Origin of the sequence: Pseudomonas spelaei, assembly GCF_009724245.1 — a bacterium.
Taxonomy (GTDB): Bacteria; Pseudomonadota; Gammaproteobacteria; order Pseudomonadales; family Pseudomonadaceae; genus Aquipseudomonas; species Aquipseudomonas spelaei.
Map to the genome: position 1 here is coordinate 153,975 of NZ_WNNK01000015.1, position 19,650 is coordinate 173,624.

Consider the following 19,650-nt stretch of genomic DNA (forward strand, 5'->3'; position numbering starts at 1 on the left):
TATAAATTATAGTTACGAGTATAATTGACTATAATCGGCTGTCAAACCACCTCCCGTCGCCGGTCTTCCCTCGGGCACTTGGCAAACCGCGCCCGGTAGCTACGGGTGAAATACGACGGCGACTCAAACCCGCAGGCAATGCTCACTTCCAGCACGCTCATGTCGGTCTGGCGCAGCAATTGCCGAGCCTTTTCCAGGCGCAGGCCGAGGTAGAAATTGCTCGGTGTATCGTTCAGGTACAGCCGAAACAGCCGCTCCAACTGCCGCCGTGTGACCTTGATCGCCTCTGCCAGCGCCAGCGTGCTCAACGGCGGTTCGGTGTGCTGCTCCATCTCGCCGATCACGTGCACCAGTTTTTTGTTGTTGATGCCGTAGCGCGTGGCGATTTGCATGCGCTGGTGGTCTTTGCGTGGACGAATGCGACCGAGCACGAACTGTTCGGAGACCTGGATCGCCAGTTCCGGACCATGGGCCTGGCTGATCAGGTCGAGCATAAGGTCGATAGACGCGGTACCACCGGCGCAGGTGATACGCCGACGGTCGATCTCGAACAGTTCCTGGGTCACCGTCAGCTGTGGATAAGACTCCTTGAAGGCGTCGATGGCTTCCCAGTGCAGGGTCAGGCGGTGGTCGTCCAGCAGGCCCGCCTCGGCAAGGACAAAGCTGCCGGTGTCGATAGCGCCGAGGGTCACACCCTCGCTGTCGAGGCGGCGCAGCCAATGCTCAAGTGCAGGCGTGGCGAACTTCAACGGCTCGAAACCGGCCACCACCAACAGCGTCGCACCCTTTTTCAGCGGTTCCAGCGCCGCGTCAGCGTTGACCGACATGCCATTGCTCGCCAGTACCGCTCCACCATCGGCGCTCAATACATGCCAACGGTACAACTCGCCACGAAAGCGGTTGGCCACGCGCAACGGTTCGATGGCGGAGATAAAGCCGATGGCGGAGAACCCCGGCATCAACAGAAAGTAGAAATCCTGGGACATGGAGCGCACTCGTGGGACGGGTAGCGTGGCCACTGTGATACGCCAGTTCAATCGGTGATTCAAGAGCACAGGTCGCTGCAGTGCAAGAGCGGGTCGCCGCCGTGCGTTTTGTCGGGCACCAAGCTAAGTAACTTGGCTGCACGGCGCACAAAGACGCCGGAACCCACAATAACGACCTGCCGAGGGATCCACCATGAACCGACTGATCAGCCGTTGTGTGCTTGCACTCAGCGCCAGCGCCATTTTGAGTACCCACGTAATGGCCGCCGACGCCGCGTCCTGCCAGAACGTGCGCATGGGCGTGGTGAACTGGACCGACGTGATCGCCACCAGCGCCATGACCCAAGTGTTGCTCGATGGCCTCGGCTACAAGACCAAACAAACCAGCGCGTCCCAGCAAATCATCTTCGCCGGGATCCGCGACCAGCGCCTGGACCTGTTCCTCGGCTACTGGAACCCGCTGATGACCCAGACCATCACGCCGTTTGTCGACGCCAAGCAGGTCAAGGTCCTCGACGCGCCCAGCCTCAAGGACGCCCGCGCCACCCTGGCGGTCCCGACCTACCTGGCAGACAAAGGCCTGAAAACCTTCGCCGATATTGCCAAGTTCGAAAAAGAGCTGGGCGGCAAGATCTACGGTATCGAACCCGGCTCGGGCGCCAACACCCAGATCAAGGCAATGATCACCAAGAACCAGTTCGGCCTCGGCAAATTCCAACTGGTGGAATCCAGCGAGGCCGGCATGCTCGCCGCCGTGGACCGCGCCGTGCGGCGCAAGGAAGCCGTGGTGTTCTTCGGCTGGGCGCCGCACCCGATGAACGTCAACGTGGCCATGACCTACCTCACCGGCAGCGATGACGCCCTGGGCCCGAATGAAGGCATGGCCACGGTCTGGACCGTCACCGCGCCAACCTACGCCCAGCAATGCCCTAACGTCAGCCGCCTGTTGAGCAACCTGACCTTCACCGCCGCCGACGAGAGCCGGATGATGCAGCCGTTGCTGGATCACAAGGACGCTTTCGAGTCCGCCAAGCAATGGCTCAAGGACCACCCGCAAGACCAGCAGCGCTGGCTGGAAGGTGTGACCACCTTTGACGGCAAGCCGGCCGCGACCAACCTGCAATTGACCAGCAAATAATTTTCCGAATCACCGTTTCGCAGCCGATGTTGGCTGCGAACGGCATCACTACGCTCGCCTGTAAGGAACCTGCCCCATGAACCACGACGTCATCATCACCTGCGCACTCACCGGTGCTGGCGACACGACCGCCAGAAGCCCACACGTGCCGGTCACCCCGAAACAAATCGCCGCCGCGGCGGTGGAAGCCGCCAAGGCTGGCGCCACGGTCGTGCATTGCCACGTACGTGACCCCAAAACCGGCAAGTTCAGCCGCGACGTCGCGCTGTACCGCGAAGTGATGGAGCGCATCCGCGAGGCGGACGTCGACATCATCGTCAACCTCACCGCCGGCATGGGTGGCGACCTGGAAATCGGCGGCGGCGAGAACCCGATGGAGTTCGGTCCCAACACCGACCTCGTCGGCCCGCTGACCCGCCTGGCCCACGTTGAAGCCTTGCTGCCGGAAATCTGCACCCTGGACTGCGGCACCCTGAACTTTGGCGACGGCGACACCATTTACGTCTCCACCCCAGCCCAACTGCGGGCTGGCGCCAAACGCATTCAAGAGCTGGGGGTGAAGGCCGAGCTGGAGATTTTCGACACCGGTCACCTGTGGTTCGCCAAACAGATGATCAAGGAAGGCTTGCTCGATAACCCGCTGTTCCAACTGTGCCTGGGTATCCCGTGGGGCGCACCGGCTGACACCACCACCATGAAAGCCATGGTCGACAACCTGCCGGCGGACGCCGTGTGGGCCGGCTTCGGCATCGGCCGCATGCAAATGCCAATGGCGGCGCAAGCGGTGCTGCTGGGCGGCAACGTGCGGGTCGGCCTGGAAGACAATTTGTGGCTGGACAAGGGTGTGCTGGCAACCAACGGGCAGTTGGTGGAACGCGCCAGCGAGATCCTCAGCCGCCTCGGTGCGCGGGTCATGACCCCGGCCGAAGGCCGCGTGAAGATGGGTTTGACCAAGCGCGGCTGAAGCTGACTGACACCTCACCCTGTGGGAGCCGGGCTTGCCCGCGATGACGGCATTCTGTCCGCCATCGATGTGCCGGATGTGCCGGCCTCATCGCGGGCAAGCCCGGCTCCCACAGGGAATCACCAAACTCTTTAGGACATAGCCATGAGCTTTATCACCGAAATCAAAACCTTCGCCGCGCTGGGCAGCGGTGTTATCGGCAGCGGTTGGGTGTCCCGCGCCCTCGCCCACGGCCTCGATGTAGTGGCCTGGGACCCGGCGCCGGGCGCTGAAGCCGCCTTGCGCAAACGCGTCGCCAACGCGTGGGGCGCCCTGGAAAAACAAGGCCTGGCGCCAGGTGCGTCCCAGGACCGCCTGCGTTTTGTCGCCACCATTGAAGAGTGCGTGAAAGATGCCGACTTCATCCAGGAAAGCGCCCCGGAACGCCTGGAGCTGAAGCTGGAACTGCACAGCAAGATCAGCGCGGCAGCCAAGCCGAATGCGTTGATAGGCTCAAGCACCTCAGGGCTGTTGCCCAGCGAGTTTTATGAAGGCTCGACTCACCCGGAACGTTGCGTAGTGGGTCACCCATTCAACCCGGTGTACCTGCTGCCACTGGTAGAAGTGGTGGGTGGCAAGCACACCGCACCGGAAGCGATTCAGGCAGCAATCAAGGTGTATGAATCCCTCGGCATGCGCCCGCTGCATGTGCGTAAAGAGGTGCCTGGTTTTATCGCTGACCGTCTGCTGGAAGCGCTGTGGCGTGAGGCGCTGCACCTGGTCAACGATGGCGTGGCAACCACTGGCGAGATTGATGATGCAATCCGCTTTGGTGCCGGTTTGCGGTGGTCGTTCATGGGGACTTTCCTGACCTACACCTTGGCGGGTGGCGATGCGGGAATGCGGCATTTCATGGCGCAGTTTGGGCCAGCGCTGCAGTTACCGTGGACCTATTTGCCAGCGCCGGAGCTGACCGATAAGTTGATTGATGACGTGGTGGACGGCACCACTGAACAGTTGGGGACGCACAGCATTTCGGCGCTGGAGCGCTATCGTGATGATTGCCTGCTGGCGGTGCTGGAGGCGGTGAGGACGACCAAGGAAAAACATGGAATGGCATTTGCCGAGTAGACGCTGAAGATCCAATGTGGGAGCGGGCTTGCCCGCTCCCACATTTTTGACCGAGTACACATTTGGAACTGTAACCATGCCCGCTCTAACCACCTACACCACCAAAATCCTCCCCGACTGGGTCGACTACAACGGCCACCTGCGGGACGCGTTCTACCTGCTGATCTTCAGCTACGCCACCGACGCGTTGATGGACACCCTGGGCCTTACCAGCGAAAACCGCGAAACCAGCGGCCACTCGCTGTTCACCCTGGAGCTGCACCTCAACTACCTGCACGAAGTGAAGCTGGGCGCCGAAGTCGAGGTCCACACCCAACTCATCGCCCACGACCGCAAACGCCTGCACCTCTATCACAGCCTGCACCTGGTGGGCGAAGCACCCGAGTTGGCCGGCAACGAACAGATGCTGCTGCACGTCGATCTCGCCGGGCCGCATTCGGCGCCATTCAGTGACGCGGTGCTGGGCACGTTGACGGCCATCAGCGCCGAGCAGATCGACCTGCCGAAACCGGCCCTCCTCGGCCGAGTGATTGGACTGCCCCCCCAAAAATAAGGAATCGCCATGCAAACTGCCGCCGCTGTTGCCGACTTCCGTACTTACCCATTGATCAGCGACCTGGCCGACGTGCAGGTGCACAGCGATCACCTCCAAGTGCAATGGGCCGATGGCCGGGTCAGCCCGTTCCATCACCAATGGCTGCGGGACAACTGCCCCTGCCCGTCGTGTGTCTACAGCGTGACCCGTGAGCAGGTGTTGGAAATCGTCGATGTCGACGAGAACCTCACAGCCATCAGTGCCCGTATCGACCAGGGTTTTCTGAGCGTGCAATGGAGCGGCGGTCATCACAGCCAATACGATCCCGGTTGGCTGCGAGCCCATGCCTATGACGATGAATCCCGCGCCGAGCGTCGGGCTGCCAAACCGAAATCCAAACTCTGGGACCGCTCATTCGAGCTGCCCATTTTTGAATACACAGCCTTGATGGAAGACCCGAAGGCACTGCTGCAATGGCTGTTGGCATTACGCGACAGCGGCCTCACGCAAGTACGCGGCGTACCCACCGAGCCTGGCTCCCTGGCACTGATCGCCAAGCGTATTTCGTTTATCCGCGAGAGCAACTTCGGCGTGCTGTTCAACGTGCAATCCAAGGCCGACGCCGACAGCAACGCCTACACCGCGTTCAACCTGCCACTGCACAGCGATTTACCGACGCGAGAGCTGCAACCGGGGCTGCAGTTTTTACATTGCCTGGTGAATGACGCCGACGGTGGCGAGAGTATTTTTGTCGACGGCTTCGCCATTGCCCGAGCCTTGCGCGATGAGGACCCCGAAGCGTTTCGTGCGTTGTGTGAAATCCCGGTAGAGTTCCGCAACAAGGACCGTCACAGCGATTATCGCCGGCTGGCGCCGATCATTGCGCTGGATGCCTTGGGTGAGGTCGCCGAGATTCGCATGGCCAACTTTCTGCGCGGGCCGTTCGAGGCAAGTGTGGAACACATGCCGTTGTTGTATCGCGCCTATCGCCGGTTTATTGCGATGACCCGGGAAGAGCGCTTTCGCCTGGTCAAACGCTTGAATCCTGGCGAACTGTGGTGCTTCGATAACCGCCGCACCCTGCATGCCCGTAACGCGTTTGACCCGGCATCCGGCGCGCGGCATTTCCAGGGGTGCTATATCGATCGGGATGAGTTGTTGTCCAGGATATTGGTATTGCAAAGGTAGACCGCGTCGCGCCCTTCGCGAGCAAGCCCGCTCCCACATTTTGATTTGTGAATACCATCAAAGTGGGAGCTGGCTTGCCTGCGATGAGGCCCGTACCGGCGCCACACATCCCACACAAAAAAAGCCCCGATCCAGCCGTGACTGGATCGGGGCAGAGTGCTTTGTGTGAGCTGCGCATCCCGAGGGTGACCAAACCTTCAAGCTGCTTGCTTGAGTTCAGTGTGCCCACTCCTTCCCCAAACGAGTTAGCCGAAAACGACCTGTTCATAGGTGTCCCGGACATTCATGTATTCAATGCTTGCCGACACGGTGACGGCCTACCAGAATCGACCCCATCACCGCTCCCCTAACAAGGATAAACGTCATGATGCACGCGGATTTGATTGACCAGGACGACCTGCTTGGCCAACTGCGGTCATTGGGTTTCGAAGTGTCCAGCGGCGCCACCGCCGAGCAGGCTTGTGAGTGTGCGGTGCGTGGTTTGAGTGAGTCACGGGCCAAGGCACTTAAAGGCATGGTCGAGCAGATGTACACCGGCAGCGCGACGATTTTGCCGGCGGTCAGGCAGGCCATTGATAAGCAGTTGCTGCCGGCCCTTGTGCAGTTTCGGCAAAACTCTGGCGCCTGATAGATCGCTATCGCAGGCAAGTCGAATCGTCGCACCGCAGCTCCCACATTTTGATTTGTGAATACATTCAAATGTGGGAGCTGGCTTGCCTGCGATGAAGTCGACTCGGTCTAGAGCCTTACACTGGCAAAAGTCGACTCATTACGCGCCTGGCTCAACGCCGACAACGGCCCGGACAACGGTGACAACACCAGCGCCTGCGGGATCGGCATCATCGCCACTTGCTGGGCGGTGTTGGAACCTACGCGCTCATCTCGCGGCGGAATCCCGAAGTATTCGCGGTAGCACTTGGAGAAGTGCGGCGTAGAAACAAACCCGCACACCGACGCCACTTCGATGATCGACATCGGCGTTTGCTTGAGCAATTGCCGCGCGCGGATCAGGCGCAACTTGAGGTAGTAGCGCGACGGCGAGCAGTGCAGGTACTTCTGGAACAGCCGCTCCAGCTGACGCCGGGAAACGGCGACGTACACTGCCAGTTCATCGAGGTCGATGGGCTCTTCCAGATTGGCTTCCATCAACGCGACGATTTCCTGCAACTTCGGCTGGTTGGTGCCGAGCATGTGCTTGAGCGGTACGCGCTGGTGATCCTGCTCATTGCGGATGCGTTCGTAGACAAACATCTCGGAGATGGCCGCCGACAATTCACGGCCGTGGTCGCGGCTGATCAGGTGCAGCATCATGTCCAATGGCGCAGTGCCGCCCGAACTGGTGAAGCGGTTGCGGTCGAGGGTGAACAGGCGAGTGCTCATGGCCACGCGCGGGAAGGCTTCCTGCATCGATGCCAGGCATTCCCAATGCACGCTGCAATCAAAACCGTCGAGCAAGCCGGCACAGGCCAAGGCCCAACTGCCAGTGCACACCGCACCAAGGCGACGGGACTGACGCGCCTGGCTTTGCAACCAGGACACGTGTTCACGGGTGACGGTGCGCTGAATGCCCACGCCGCCGCAGACAATCACGGTGTCCAGGGCCGGGGCTTTGTGCATGGAGCAATCGGGAGTGATCTGCAGACCGTCGCTGGCCCACACCTGGTTTCCGTCGACACTCAAGGTCGTCCAGCGATACAGCTCGCGGCCGGACAACTGGTTGGCCATGCGCAGTGGTTCGACTGCGGAGGCCAGGGAAATCAGCGTGAAATTGTCCAGCAGCAAAAAGCCGATGGATTGAGGCGCACGGTTCTGGGGTTGGGCCCCGGAGTTGAACGACGTCATCGCGGTATCTCCTCACACAAAGCGGGTGATGGCCTCAGGCGAGGCTCTTGTTATTGCGCTCATCTTCTAAAGAGAGAGGCTTTTGATTGATAGAGCAAATGCCATGCCTAAAGTTGAATGCGCATTCAATAACTCCTGAAAACGACCTCATGACGCGTCTATATAAGCCCGCGCACGGAGTACGGGATATCAGTCGAAAAAGACGCACGGGCAGGCAGGCCCAAGGTGTGTGAGCAGTTCGGTAGCACTTGTGGGAAGCAGGAGAAACGACGTGGGAAAAGACTGTCACCCAAAGCACAGGCGATGGGTGGTAGAGAGACAAACCGTTCGCAAGCTACTTATCTATTTGCGACGCGCTAAAAGGTGGCGTGATGGGGTCAGGGTGTTCACTTTATGAGCAGCGTCGTCTGAACCACGGCTATCGCAGGCAAGCCAGCTCCCACCTTTGAAACGCGTCCCCCTGTGGGAGCTGGCTTGCCTGCGATAGCGGTATCACTGACTCAACACTCCACCGCACTCACCGCCAACCCACCCCGCGATGTCTCCTTGTACTTGTCATGCATGTCCGCCCCGGTATCGCGCATGGTGCGGATCACCCGGTCCAGGGAGATAAAGTGCTGGCCATCGCCGCGCAGCGCCATCTGCGCCGCGTTGATCGCTTTCACCGCCGCAATCGCATTGCGCTCAATGCACGGCACTTGCACCAGCCCGCCCACCGGGTCGCATGTCAGGCCAAGGTTGTGTTCCAGGCCAATTTCCGCCGCGTTGCACAACTGCTCTGGCGTAGCCCCCAGAATTTCCGCCAACCCGGCCGCCGCCATCGCGCATGCCGAACCGACTTCACCCTGGCAACCCACTTCAGCGCCAGAGATCGAGGCGTTCTTTTTACAGAGGATGCCCACCGCTGCGGCACTCAGGAAATAGTCGACGACGTTGGCTTCGGTCACCACTTCACTGAACTTCATAAAGTAGTGCAGCACCGCCGGGATAATCCCCGCCGCGCCATTGGTGGGCGCCGTGACCATGCGTCCACCAGCGGCGTTTTCCTCATTCACCGCCAGGGCGAACAAGTTGACCCACTCCATAGCGCTCAAGGTCGAGCCGATCACATTCGGTTTGCCCAGCTCCTGCAAGCTGCGGTGCAACTTGGCTGCACGCCGCCGCACATTAAGACCACCCGGCAGAATGCCTTCGTGCTTGAGGCCTTGCTCGACGCAATCTTGCATGGCACGCCAGAGCTTCATCAGGCCGTTGCGGATTTCCTCTTCAGAACGCCAGACTTTCTCATTGGCGAGCATCAGTTCGGCCACCCGCAGGTTGTGGGTCTGGCACAGGTTCAGCAGCTCTACCGCACTGGAAAAATCGTAAGGCAGCTCGGTGCGATCCATATCCGCCACGCCGCTGTTGGCCTGGGCTTGATCCACTACAAAACCGCCACCGACTGAATAGTAAGTATCGCGGTGCAACTCACCGTTGTCACCGAACACCACCAGGGTCATGGCGTTGGGATGAAACGGCAGGTTTTCATCGATCAGGCGCATGTCCCGTGACCAGAGAAACGGCACCGGCAAACGCCCGTCCAGCAATAAGGTATTGGTTTCGCGCAGGGTCTCGATGCGGATACCGATCTGCGACGGGTCTATCGCATCCGGCCATTCACCCATCAGGCCCATGATCGTCGCGTTGTCGCTGCCATGACCGATACCGGTGGCGGATAAAGAGCCATAGAGCTGGACTTCAACCCGTCGCACCTGTTCCAGCAGGCCCCGTTCACGCAACCCCTGGACGAACAACGCGGCCGCGCGCATGGGCCCGACGGTGTGAGAACTGGAGGGACCGATGCCGATCTTGAACAGGTCGAAAACGCTGATAGCCATTACCGTGAAACTCCTCGATGAGCACAGGCCAGACGCAAGAGCTGCTACGCTCAAGTCGCCCGGATGGCGGCATCATCAAGCTTTTGTTGCCCCGCACGGCGTCTCACACCGACGTACCCATGCTCACCAGCGCCGCCCCCGTGCGATCACCCGTTCTGGGCGTTTTTTACGGCTCAGATCGGAAAAACCCACGGTTTTGCCCTGGAAAAAATCTGTAAGCGACTTCACCGACACTGGATACGACCATCCCTGTACTGGATACGACGCCCCCTGTAGGCGTCAGATTTTCACTGGTACATGATCAGTCACGACTCGTTTGCAAAACACCATGGCAGAGCTGTCATCGCACGCCCCAACCGCAACACCTATAAAGCGCGGTCAACCGCCGCCAGAAAAACATCAGGAGTCTCCCCACATGAAAGGTTCCCCCACGTTGTTGTTGGCCGCCATGCTGAGTCTGCCAGTCCTGGCTCAAGCTGCAGAACCGGCTCAATGCAGTACCGTCAACTTCTCTGATGTCGGCTGGACAGACATTACCGTTACCACCGCCACCACCAGTGAAGTCCTCAAGGCTCTCGGCTACAAGCCTCGCACCACGATGATTTCCGTTCCGGTGACCTACAAGTCACTGGCCGACGGCAAGAACATGGACATCTTCCTCGGCAACTGGATGCCGACCATGGAAAACGACATCAAGCAGTACCGTGATGCCGGCACCGTGGAAACCGTGCGCGCCAATCTCGAGAACGCCAAATACACCCTGGCGGTGCCCGAAGCGCTGTACGACAAAGGCCTGAAAGACTTTGCCGATATCGTCAAATTCAAGGAAGAGCTGGGCGGCAAGATCTATGGCATCGAGCCGGGCAACGACGGCAACCGCACCATCCAGAGCGTGATCGACAAGAACCAGTTCGGCTTGAAAGACGCCGGCTTCAAGGTGGTCGAATCAAGCGAAGCCGGAATGCTCTCGCAGGTGGAACGCGCCACCAAACGTGGCCAGGCGATCGTGTTCCTGGGCTGGGAACCGCATCCGATGAACACCCGCTTCAAGATGAAGTACCTGACCGGGGGTGACGATTCATTCGGCCCCAACTACGGCCAGGCCACCATCTATACCAACACCCGCAAAGGCTACGTCCAGGAATGCAGCAACGTCGGCCAGTTGCTGAAGAACCTGTCGTTCACCTTGAACATGGAAAGCACCCTGATGGGTAACGTCCTTGACGACAAGATGAAGCCTGACGCTGCAGCCAAGGCCTGGCTGAAGAAGAACCCGCAAGTACTCGACACCTGGCTGGCCGGTGTCACCACCATTGATGGCAAACCAGGGTTGGAGGCCGTGAAAGCTTACCTCGCCAAGTAAATGCTGACCCCGGGCCGGCTCGCTGGCCCGGGATGTTTTTCCTCTTCGCATGTGGACATTCACTACCATGCTGACTGAACAGAAAATCCCACTAGGCCAGTACATCGCTGCCTTCGTCGAATGGTTGACCAAACACGGTGCCAACTACTTCGACGCAATTGCATCGACCCTGGAAACGATGATCCACGGCGTGACGTTCGCGCTGACCTGGTTCAATCCACTGGCATTGATCGGTCTGATTGCGCTGCTGGCTCACTTTATTCAACGTAAATGGGGACTGACTGTTTTTGTCATTGCCTCCTTCCTGCTGATCCTCAACCTGGGTTACTGGCAGGAAACCATGGAGACCCTGGCACAGGTGCTGTTCGCCACCCTGGTCTGCGTGGTCATCGGCGTGCCGCTGGGCATTGTTGCCGCGCACAAACCGATGTTCTACACCCTGATGCGGCCGGTGCTCGATCTGATGCAGACCGTACCGACCTTCGTCTACCTCATCCCTACCCTGACCCTCTTCGGGCTGGGTGTGGTGCCCGGTCTGATTTCCACGGTGGTGTTCGCGATTGCCGCGCCGATCCGCCTGACCTACCTGGGTATCCGTGATGTGCCGCAAGAGTTGATGGACGCCGGCAAGGCCTTTGGCTGCTCGCGCCGTCAGTTGCTCTCTAGGATTGAACTGCCCCACGCCATGCCGAGCATCGCCGCCGGCATTACCCAATGCATCATGCTGTCGTTGTCGATGGTAGTGATCGCCGCCCTGGTGGGCGCCGATGGCCTCGGCAAGCCGGTGGTCAACGCACTGAACACCGCCGACATCGCCCTGGGCTTTGAAGCCGGCCTGGCGATCGTGTTGCTGGCCATCATGCTCGACCGCATCTGCAAACAACCCGACGCCAAAGTAGGGGGTGACGCATGAGCATCATTCGCTTCGATCAGGTCGACGTGGTGTTCTCAAAAGACCCGCGTGAAGCCCTGAAACTGCTCGACCAAGGCATGACCCGTGACCAGATCCTGAAAAAAACCGGCCAGATTGTCGGCGTTGAAAAGGCCAGCCTGGATATCGAGAAAGGCGAGATCTGCGTGCTGATGGGCCTGTCCGGCTCCGGCAAGTCGAGCTTGCTGCGCTGCATCAACGGCTTGAACACCGTCAGCCGCGGGCAACTGTTCGTCGAACACGAAGGCAAGCAGATCGACATCGCTTCTTGCTCCCCAGCCGAGCTGAAAATGATGCGCACCAAGCGCATCGCCATGGTCTTCCAGAAGTTTGCCCTGATGCCTTGGCTGACGGTGCGCGAGAACATCAGCTTTGGCCTGGAAATGCAGGGCCGGCCGGAGAAAGAGCGGCGCAAGCTGGTGGACGACAAGCTGGAGCTGGTGGGCCTGGCCCAGTGGCGCAACAAGAAGCCCGACGAATTGTCCGGCGGCATGCAGCAGCGTGTGGGCCTGGCCCGCGCCCTGGCGATGGACGCCGATATTCTGCTGATGGACGAACCCTTCTCCGCACTCGACCCGCTGATCCGCCAGGGTTTGCAGGACGAGTTGCTGGAGCTGCAAAACAAGCTGAGCAAGACCATCGTGTTCGTCAGCCACGACCTGGATGAAGCACTGAAACTCGGCAGCCGTATCGCAATCATGAAAGATGGCCGGATCATCCAGTACAGCGTGCCGGAAGAGATCGTGCTGAACCCTGCCGATGATTATGTGCGCACCTTCGTGGCCCATACCAATCCGCTGAATGTGCTGTGCGGGCGCAGCCTGATGCGCACGCTGGACAATTGCACACGCGTTAACGGTTCGGTGTGCCTGGATCCGGGCGGCGACTCGTGGCTGGACCTGGCGGAAGGCAACACGATCAAAGGCGCACGGCAGAACGGCTCATCGCTGAACTTGCAGAACTGGATGCCTGGGCAGGCGGTGGAAGGCTTGGGCCGGGTACCGACGCTGGTGGACTCCAATATCGGCATGCGTGATGCGCTGCAGATTCGCTACCAGACGGGGAACAAGCTGGTGTTGCATGACAACAACAAGGTGGTGGGGATACTCGGGGATAGCGAGTTGTATCACGCGTTGTTGGGTAAGAATCTGGGGTAATCCCAAACCGCAACATCAACTGCAGGAACTCGGTCAATGTGGGAGCTGGCTTGCCTGCTCCCACATTTGATCTCTATTCCAACAGTGAGCAAGCGGTGCCCTTGAGGGCACCGCTCACATCAACACTCAGCTATAGACACGGCCAAGGAGCTGCCGATGGCTTTCAAACTGATCGAGCACGTCCCGGGTAATCTGCTCCTGGGTGAAGCCCATCAGGTCGTATTCCTGGCTCCCGTTATGCAGGTAAACCTCGGCGCGGTAGTAACGCGCGCGCTCTTCTTCAGCCTCGGCGGACTCACTCGGCGCCGCCAGGTAACCGTCCAGGCTCACCTCGTAGACAAACGGGTTACCCTCTTCCATCTCGATCCGCAGGCCCATGCAGCGCTTGGATTTACCGAGCAAGGTCTGCACATCCAGCCCTTGGGCCCGCAACGCCACTGCCGCTTCTTCCAGCGCCGGCGTCACCTTCTTGTCCATAAAGCGTTGCACAACCGCCTGAGTCGGTTGCAGGTCCTGCGCGGTCAGACGCTCGCTGAAACCACGACGCCCACGTTCAGCCAGCTGCGCTTGCTCCTGCTCGATCGCCACATCCTGGCGCATGGCCTTGTGCAGACCGAACATGAACAGAATCAGCACCACCGAGAACGGCAGACCGGCCAACACCACCATGGTTTGCATGGCTTCGAAGTTACCGGCGAACAGCAGACCGATGGTCACCAGCGTGATCACCACCGACCAGAAAATCCGCAACCAGTGCGGCGCATCTTCGTCAACGTTGCCGCCCTTGCAGGACAGGTTAGCCATCATCACCGCGCCGGAGTCCGCCGGGGTCAGGAACAACACGAAGCCGACAAAGATCGACACGCCAATAACAATCTTCGACGCCGGGTAATGCTCAAGCAGTTGGTAGATCGCCATGGACGGTTGTTCCAGGGCAGTTTTGCCCAGTTCCACCGCACCATGGTTAAGCACCAGGTCCAACGCCGAGTTGCCGAAGATCGACAGCCACGCCAGGGTGAAGCCCAACGGGATCAGCAGCACGCCGGCCACCAGTTCACGCACGGTGCGACCACGGGAAATACGCGCGATGAACATGCCTACGAATGGCGCCCAGGAAATCCACCAGGCCCAGTAGAACAAGGTCCACAGGCCCATCCAGCGTTCGGTCTTGTCGGCGTCGCCTTCGTACACATAGAGGTCGAAGGTTTTCAGCACGATGCCGTTCAGGTAGTCACCGGTGTTTTGCACCAGACCGTTAAGCAAGTGCAGGGTCGGGCCGAACAACAGCACGAAAATCAGCAAGCCGCTGAACAGCACGATGTTCAGGTTGGACAGGCGGCGAATGCCGTTTTCCACACCCGATACGGCAGCAATGGTCGCCACGGTGCTCATCACGATGATCACGATCAGCAGGTTGGTGTTGCTGTGCTCCATGCCGAACAGGTTTTCCAACCCGGACGATACCTGCATCGAACCAATCCCCAGGTTCGTCACCAGGCCCAACAGCGTCACGAACATACCGAAGCCGTCCACCGCATGACCGGCCGCGCCCTTGACCCAACGCTCGCCCACCAGCGGGTACAGCGCCGAACGCAAGGCCAGCGGCTGGTTATGGCGGTAGGCAAAGTACGCCACGGCCAGGCCGACCAGCGCGTAGATCGCCCAGCCATGCAGGCCCCAGTGCAGGAAGGTCAACTGCAACGCCTGGCGGGCGGCGCCATTGCTGGCGGCTGCGCCTTCAGGCGGGTTGAAGTAGTGGTCCAGCGGCTCGGATGCACCGAAGTACAGCAGCGAAATGCCGATGCCCGACGAGAACAGCATGCCGGCCCAGGCGCCGTAGCTGAAGTCCGGGGTGTCGTCCTTGCTGCCCAGTTTCAGTTTACCGTAGGACGAAAACGCCAGGCCCACCACAAACACCAGGTAGGCAGCGATGACCACCATGTAGTACCAGCCAAAGCTTTTCGACAACCAGGCCTGGGCCACGCCGAGCATCCTGCCAGCTTCCTGCGGGGCGATAATCAGAATCGCGGTCAACAACAGAATCAGCGCGGTGGAGGTGTAGAACACCCAACCGTTGACCCGCACCTTTTCCGGCGGGGTCTTTATAAGAGAGGCAGAACTCATGGCACAGATGCTCCGGGCAGTGCAGAGAAACGCAAGGCAGCGCTTGACCCGTGCCATCGATTTTTCGGCAGTCGACGGACGGGTGTTATAAAGACACCCCGAAAAGTCCTGGACCCCACCGAAGCCGTGGCTTGGGCTGTTTCAAGGGTTTTTGCAGAGGTCAGATGTCGCCACATGCACGTAGGAAATACCTGTAGGCAGCGACCATTTGTCGCAGATCTTATTCTTTGTTGATTGAACGTTCAATCAAAACAAAATAGACTGGCCATCAAACCGACGGACGTTTATCGCTCGTCGGCAGGCCAAAGGAGAGGTGCTACATGCCCAAGGTCGGTATGCAACCCATACGCCGCCAGCAGTTGATCGAAGCCACGTTGACGGCCATTGATCAGGTCGGAATGGGAGACGCCAGCATTGCGCTGATCGCCCGTTTGGCCGGTGTTTCGAACGGCATCATCAGTCACTACTTTCAGGACAAGAATGGCCTGATTGCCGCGACGATGCGGTACCTGATGAACGTCCTGATCGAGAACGTACATGCACGTCGGCACGCGTTGGAGGATGACAGCCCACGGGCGCACCTCCAGGTAATCATCGAAGGCAACTTCGACGCCAGCCAAGTCAACGGCCCGGCGATGAAAACCTGGCTGGCCTTCTGGGCCACCAGCATGCATCACCCGTCATTGCACAGGTTGCAGCGGATCAACGATCACCGTCTGTATTCCAACCTGTGCTGCCAGTTCCGCCGTGCGATGCCACTGCCAGAGGCACGCAGCGCAGCCCGCGGGCTGGCGGCCCTGATCGACGGTTTGTGGTTGCGCGGCGCCCTGTCGGGAGACGCTTTCGACACGGAGCAGGCGCAACGGATCGCTTACGAATACATGGATTTTCAATTGGCCAAGCAGGTGAGTTAGAGCACACATAAACGCTCAACCCCCTGAACGGCTGCTGATCGGTGTTGCCAGAACCTTATGGCCCACCCTTTGGCGGTTAACGCCAACCACTTATGCACTTGCGAGGACTTTATGGCCCGTTTCGAACTGCAAAAACTCTACATTGACGGCGGCTACAGCGACGCTGGCAGCGATGCCACCTTCGAAGCCATCAACCCGGCTAACGGTGAAGTTCTCGCCAAAGTGCAACGCGCGACAAAAGAAGACGTTGAACGCGCCGTCGTCAGCGCCGAAAAAGGCCAGAAAGTCTGGGCTGCCATGACCGCCATGGAGCGTTCGCGCATCCTGCGTCGTGCCGTGGAGATCCTGCGCGAGCGCAACGACGAACTGGCCGCCCTGGAAACCCTGGACACCGGTAAAGCGTTCTCCGAAACCAAGTATGTCGACATCGTCACCGGTGCTGACGTGCTGGAATACTACGCAGGCCTGGTGCCCGCCATCGAAGGCGAGCAGATCCCGCTGCGCACCACTTCTTTCGTCTACACCCGTCGCGAGCCGCTGGGCGTCGTGGCCGGTATCGGCGCGTGGAACTACCCGATCCAGATCGCCCTGTGGAAATCCGCTCCAGCCCTGGCGGCTGGTAACGCGATGATCTTCAAGCCGAGCGAAGTCACCTCGCTGACCACCCTGAAACTGGCTGAGATCTACACCGCAGCCGGCGTTCCGGACGGCGTGTTCAACGTCCTGACCGGCAGCGGCCGTGAAGTCGGCACCTGGCTGACCGAGCACCCGCGCATCGAGAAAATCTCCTTCACCGGCGGCACCGACACCGGCAAGAAGGTCATGGCCAGTGCTTCCGGCTCTTCGCTCAAAGACGTAACCATGGAACTGGGCGGCAAATCCCCGCTGATCATTTTCGACGACGCCGATCTCGATCGCGCCGCCGACACTGCAATGATGGCCAACTTCTACAGCTCCGGCCAGGTCTGCACCAACGGCACTCGCGTGTTCGTTCCAAAGCACCTGCAAGCCGCCTTCGAAGCCAAGATCGTTGAACGTGTTGCGCGCATCCGCGTCGGCAACCCGGAAGACGAGAACACCAACTTCGGCCCGCTGGTCAGCTTCGCCCACATGGAAAGCGTGCTCGGCTACATCGCCAAAGGTAAAGAAGAAGGTGCTCGCCTGCTGTGCGGCGGCGACCGTCTGACCGATGGTGATTTCGCCAAAGGCGCCTTCGTGGCACCGACCGTGTTCACTGACTGCACCGACGAGATGACCATCGTCCGTGAAGAAATCTTCGGCCCGGTGATGAGCATCCTCACCTACGAAACCGAAGAAGAAGTGATCCGCCGTGCCAACGACACCGACTTCGGCCTGGCTGCCGGCCTGGTCACCAAGGACCTGAACCGCGCCCACCGCGTGATTCATCAACTGGAAGCCGGTATCTGCTGGATCAACGCCTGGGGCGAGTCCGACGCCAAGATGCCAGTCGGCGGCTACAAGCAGTCGGGTGTTGGCCGTGAGAACGGCATCAGCTCGCTGAACAACTTCACCCGCATCAAATCGGTACAGGTTGAGCTGGGCGACTACGCCTCGGTGTTCTAAGAACCGAGCCTTGTATTGCCCGCATGGCCGTCATCGCGGGCAAGCCCGCTCCCACCTTTTGAATGCGTGAACCCAATCAAATGTGGGAGCTGGCTTGCCTGCGATCGAGTGCGCAGCACTCGCCAAGGCCAGACCTGACACAACACCAAAGAGGGTGCATTTAATGTCCCAAGAATACGACTACATCATCGTGGGTGCCGGCTCCGCCGGTAACACCCTGGCGACCCGTCTTACCGAAGACGAAGGCGTCACCGTCCTGCTGCTGGAAGCCGGCGGCCCGGACTACCGTCTGGACTTCCGTACCCAGATGCCAGCTGCCCTGGCCTTCCCGCTGCAAGGCCGTCGCTACAACTGGGCCTACGAAACCGATCCAGAGCCACACATGGACGGCCGCCGGATGGAATGCGGTCGCGGCAAGGGCCTGGGCGGTTCTTCGCTGATCAACGGCATGTGCTACATCCGCGGCAACGCCATGGACTACGACAACTGGTCGAAGCTGCCTGGCCTGGAAGACTGGACCTACCTGGATTGCCTGCCGTATTTCCGCAAGGCCGAAACCCGCGACATCGGCCCGAACGACTACCACGGTGGCGAAGGCCCGGTCAGCGTGACCACGCCAAAAGCCGGCAACAACCCGCTGTTCCACGCGATGGTTGAAGCAGGCGTGCAAGCCGGTTACCCGCGTACCGAAGACTTGAACGGTTACCAGCAAGAAGGCTTCGGCCCGATGGACCGTACCGTGACGCCAAACGGCCGTCGCGCCAGCACCGCTCGCGGTTACCTGGACACGGCCAAGAAGCGTTCGACGCTGACCATCGTCACTCACGCCCTGACCGATAAAGTACTGTTCGAAGGCAAGCGTGCCGTTGGCGTGCGTTACCTGATCGGTGCTGCCGAAGAGCGTGTTGAAGCCCGTGCCCGCAAGGAAGTCCTGGTGTGCAGCGGCGCTATCGCCTCGCCGCAACTGCTGCAACGTTCGGGTGTAGGCCCGGCGAAACTGCTCGAAAGCCTCGACATCCCGGTGGTCCACGACCTGCCAGGCGTCGGTGAAAACCTGCAGGACCACCTGGAACTGTACCTGCAATACGCGTGCACCCAGCCCGTGTCCTTGTACCCATCGCTGCTCTGGTACAACCAGCCGGCCATCGGGGCCGAGTGGCTGTTCAACGGCACCGGGATCGGCGCCAGCAACCAGTTCGAAGCGGGCGGTTTTATCCGTACCCGTGCAGAGTTCGAGTGGCCGAACATCCAGTACCACTTCCTGCCGGTCGCGATTAACTACAACGGCAGCAATGGTGTGAAAGAGCACGGTTTCCAGGCGCACATGGGTTCCATGCGCTCGCCTAGCCGTGGCCGTATCCAGTTGAAATCGAAGAACCCACGGGACTACCCGAGCATCCTCTTCAACTACATGGCCACCGAACAGGACTGGCAGGAATTCCGCGACGGCATCCGCCTGACCCGTGAAATCATGCAGCAGCCGGCACTGGACGCTTTCCGTGGCCGCGAAATCAGCCCGGGCATCGACGTACAGACCGACGAGCAACTGGACAAGTTTGTCCGCGAGCACGCCGAAACCGCGTTCCACCCGTCCTGCTCGTGCAAGATGGGCACCGACGAGATGGCCGTGGTTGACGCCGAAGGTCGCGTGCATGGCATGCAGGGTCTGCGTGTGGTCGATGCCTCGATCATGCCGATCATCACCACCGGTAACCTGAACGCACCGACGATCATGATCGCCGAGAAAATCGCCGACAAGATCCGTCACCGCAAGCCATTGCCGCGCAGCACTGCCGACTACTACGTCGCAGGTGAAGCGCCGGTACGTGGCAAGCCGCTGCGTGAAGTGAGCCGTACTGCGCAGTAACGGATAGACCGCATCGCCTGTATCGCAGGCAAGCCAGCTCCCACCTTTGACCACGTTCGCCAGAACAACT

16 protein-coding genes are annotated in these 19,650 nt (G+C 59.9%); 12 read left to right on the forward strand and 4 right to left on the reverse strand.

The genetic code is table 11. The annotated features are described in order from the left end of the window. Nucleotides 1–41 precede the first annotated feature (41 nt). Nucleotides 42–986, reverse strand: coding sequence for a GlxA family transcriptional regulator (locus tag GNF76_RS18375; RefSeq protein WP_155584540.1), 945 nt, complete (start codon nucleotides 984–986; stop codon nucleotides 42–44). A 193-nt stretch (nucleotides 987–1,179) separates the two neighbouring features. Here GNF76_RS18375 and GNF76_RS18380 point away from each other — a divergent pair, with 193 nt between their 5' ends. The 6 genes from GNF76_RS18380 to GNF76_RS18405 all read left to right on the forward strand — a co-directional run bounded on the left by GNF76_RS18380 (nucleotide 1,180) and on the right by GNF76_RS18405 (nucleotide 6,549). Then, nucleotides 1,180–2,124 (forward strand): choline ABC transporter substrate-binding protein, encoded by a 945-nt coding sequence (locus GNF76_RS18380; protein WP_155584541.1) that lies wholly within the window; start codon nucleotides 1,180–1,182, stop codon nucleotides 2,122–2,124. 76 nt (nucleotides 2,125–2,200) lie between these two features. Then, the gene (gene cdhC, locus GNF76_RS18385; protein WP_155584542.1) at nucleotides 2,201–3,088 is read left to right on the forward strand and encodes a 3-dehydrocarnitine:acetyl-CoA trimethylamine transferase CdhC; all 888 of its coding nucleotides are present in this window, start codon (nucleotides 2,201–2,203) and stop codon (nucleotides 3,086–3,088) included. Between the two features lie 144 nt (nucleotides 3,089–3,232). Further along, nucleotides 3,233–4,198: an L-carnitine dehydrogenase gene (locus GNF76_RS18390; RefSeq protein WP_155584543.1), complete on the forward strand. Its 966-nt coding sequence runs from the start codon at nucleotides 3,233–3,235 to the stop codon at nucleotides 4,196–4,198. Nucleotides 4,199–4,274: 76 nt separating this feature from the next. Further along, a complete protein-coding gene (locus GNF76_RS18395; RefSeq protein ID WP_155584544.1) occupies nucleotides 4,275–4,751 on the forward strand; it encodes a thioesterase family protein in 477 nt (158 codons plus the stop codon). 9 nt (nucleotides 4,752–4,760) lie between these two features. After that, nucleotides 4,761–5,921 (forward strand): gamma-butyrobetaine dioxygenase, encoded by a 1,161-nt coding sequence (locus tag GNF76_RS18400; protein ID WP_155584545.1) that lies wholly within the window; start codon nucleotides 4,761–4,763, stop codon nucleotides 5,919–5,921. A 364-nt stretch (nucleotides 5,922–6,285) separates the two neighbouring features. After that, nucleotides 6,286–6,549, forward strand: coding sequence for a hypothetical protein (locus GNF76_RS18405; protein WP_155584546.1), 264 nt, complete (start codon nucleotides 6,286–6,288; stop codon nucleotides 6,547–6,549). Nucleotides 6,550–6,659: 110 nt separating this feature from the next. Here the strand turns inward: GNF76_RS18405 and gbdR are convergent, their stop codons facing one another. Together gbdR and GNF76_RS18415 are read right to left on the reverse strand one after the other, a co-directional pair. Continuing rightward, nucleotides 6,660–7,763 (reverse strand): choline metabolism transcriptional regulator GbdR, encoded by a 1,104-nt coding sequence (gbdR, locus tag GNF76_RS18410; RefSeq protein WP_155584547.1) that lies wholly within the window; start codon nucleotides 7,761–7,763, stop codon nucleotides 6,660–6,662. 500 nt (nucleotides 7,764–8,263) lie between these two features. Further along, complete coding sequence (locus GNF76_RS18415; RefSeq protein WP_155584548.1) at nucleotides 8,264–9,640, reverse strand: L-serine ammonia-lyase; 1,377 nt, start codon at nucleotides 9,638–9,640, stop codon at nucleotides 8,264–8,266. A 415-nt stretch (nucleotides 9,641–10,055) separates the two neighbouring features. Between GNF76_RS18415 and GNF76_RS18420 the strand changes: the two genes are divergently transcribed. The 3 genes from GNF76_RS18420 (at nucleotide 10,056) to choV (ending at nucleotide 13,091) form a co-directional block, all read left to right on the forward strand. Then, a complete protein-coding gene (locus tag GNF76_RS18420) occupies nucleotides 10,056–11,003 on the forward strand; it encodes a choline ABC transporter substrate-binding protein (protein WP_155584549.1) in 948 nt (315 codons plus the stop codon). 67 nt (nucleotides 11,004–11,070) lie between these two features. Further along, nucleotides 11,071–11,916, forward strand: coding sequence for a choline ABC transporter permease subunit (choW, locus tag GNF76_RS18425; RefSeq protein WP_150295675.1), 846 nt, complete (start codon nucleotides 11,071–11,073; stop codon nucleotides 11,914–11,916). After that, nucleotides 11,913–13,091 carry a choline ABC transporter ATP-binding protein gene (gene choV, locus GNF76_RS18430; protein ID WP_155584550.1) on the forward strand — a complete coding sequence of 393 codons (1,179 nt, stop codon included), beginning with the start codon at nucleotides 11,913–11,915 and terminating at the stop codon, nucleotides 13,089–13,091. Before choW ends, choV begins: the two co-directional genes overlap by 4 nt. A gap of 126 nt (nucleotides 13,092–13,217) precedes the next feature. Here the strand turns inward: choV and GNF76_RS18435 are convergent, their stop codons facing one another. After that, the gene (locus GNF76_RS18435; RefSeq protein ID WP_155584551.1) at nucleotides 13,218–15,215 is read right to left on the reverse strand and encodes a BCCT family transporter; all 1,998 of its coding nucleotides are present in this window, start codon (nucleotides 15,213–15,215) and stop codon (nucleotides 13,218–13,220) included. 320 nt (nucleotides 15,216–15,535) lie between these two features. On the opposite strand from GNF76_RS18435, the gene betI reads away from it, so the two are divergent. The 3 genes from betI (at nucleotide 15,536) to betA (ending at nucleotide 19,580) form a co-directional block, all read left to right on the forward strand. Beyond that, nucleotides 15,536–16,129 carry a transcriptional regulator BetI gene (betI, locus tag GNF76_RS18440; protein ID WP_155584552.1) on the forward strand — a complete coding sequence of 198 codons (594 nt, stop codon included), beginning with the start codon at nucleotides 15,536–15,538 and terminating at the stop codon, nucleotides 16,127–16,129. 111 nt (nucleotides 16,130–16,240) lie between these two features. Beyond that, nucleotides 16,241–17,713 carry a betaine-aldehyde dehydrogenase gene (betB, locus tag GNF76_RS18445; protein ID WP_155584553.1) on the forward strand — a complete coding sequence of 491 codons (1,473 nt, stop codon included), beginning with the start codon at nucleotides 16,241–16,243 and terminating at the stop codon, nucleotides 17,711–17,713. A 163-nt stretch (nucleotides 17,714–17,876) separates the two neighbouring features. After that, nucleotides 17,877–19,580, forward strand: a complete 1,704-nt coding sequence (gene betA, locus GNF76_RS18450; protein WP_155584554.1) for a choline dehydrogenase — start codon at nucleotides 17,877–17,879, stop codon at nucleotides 19,578–19,580. The last annotated feature ends 70 nt before the right edge of the window (nucleotides 19,581–19,650 follow it).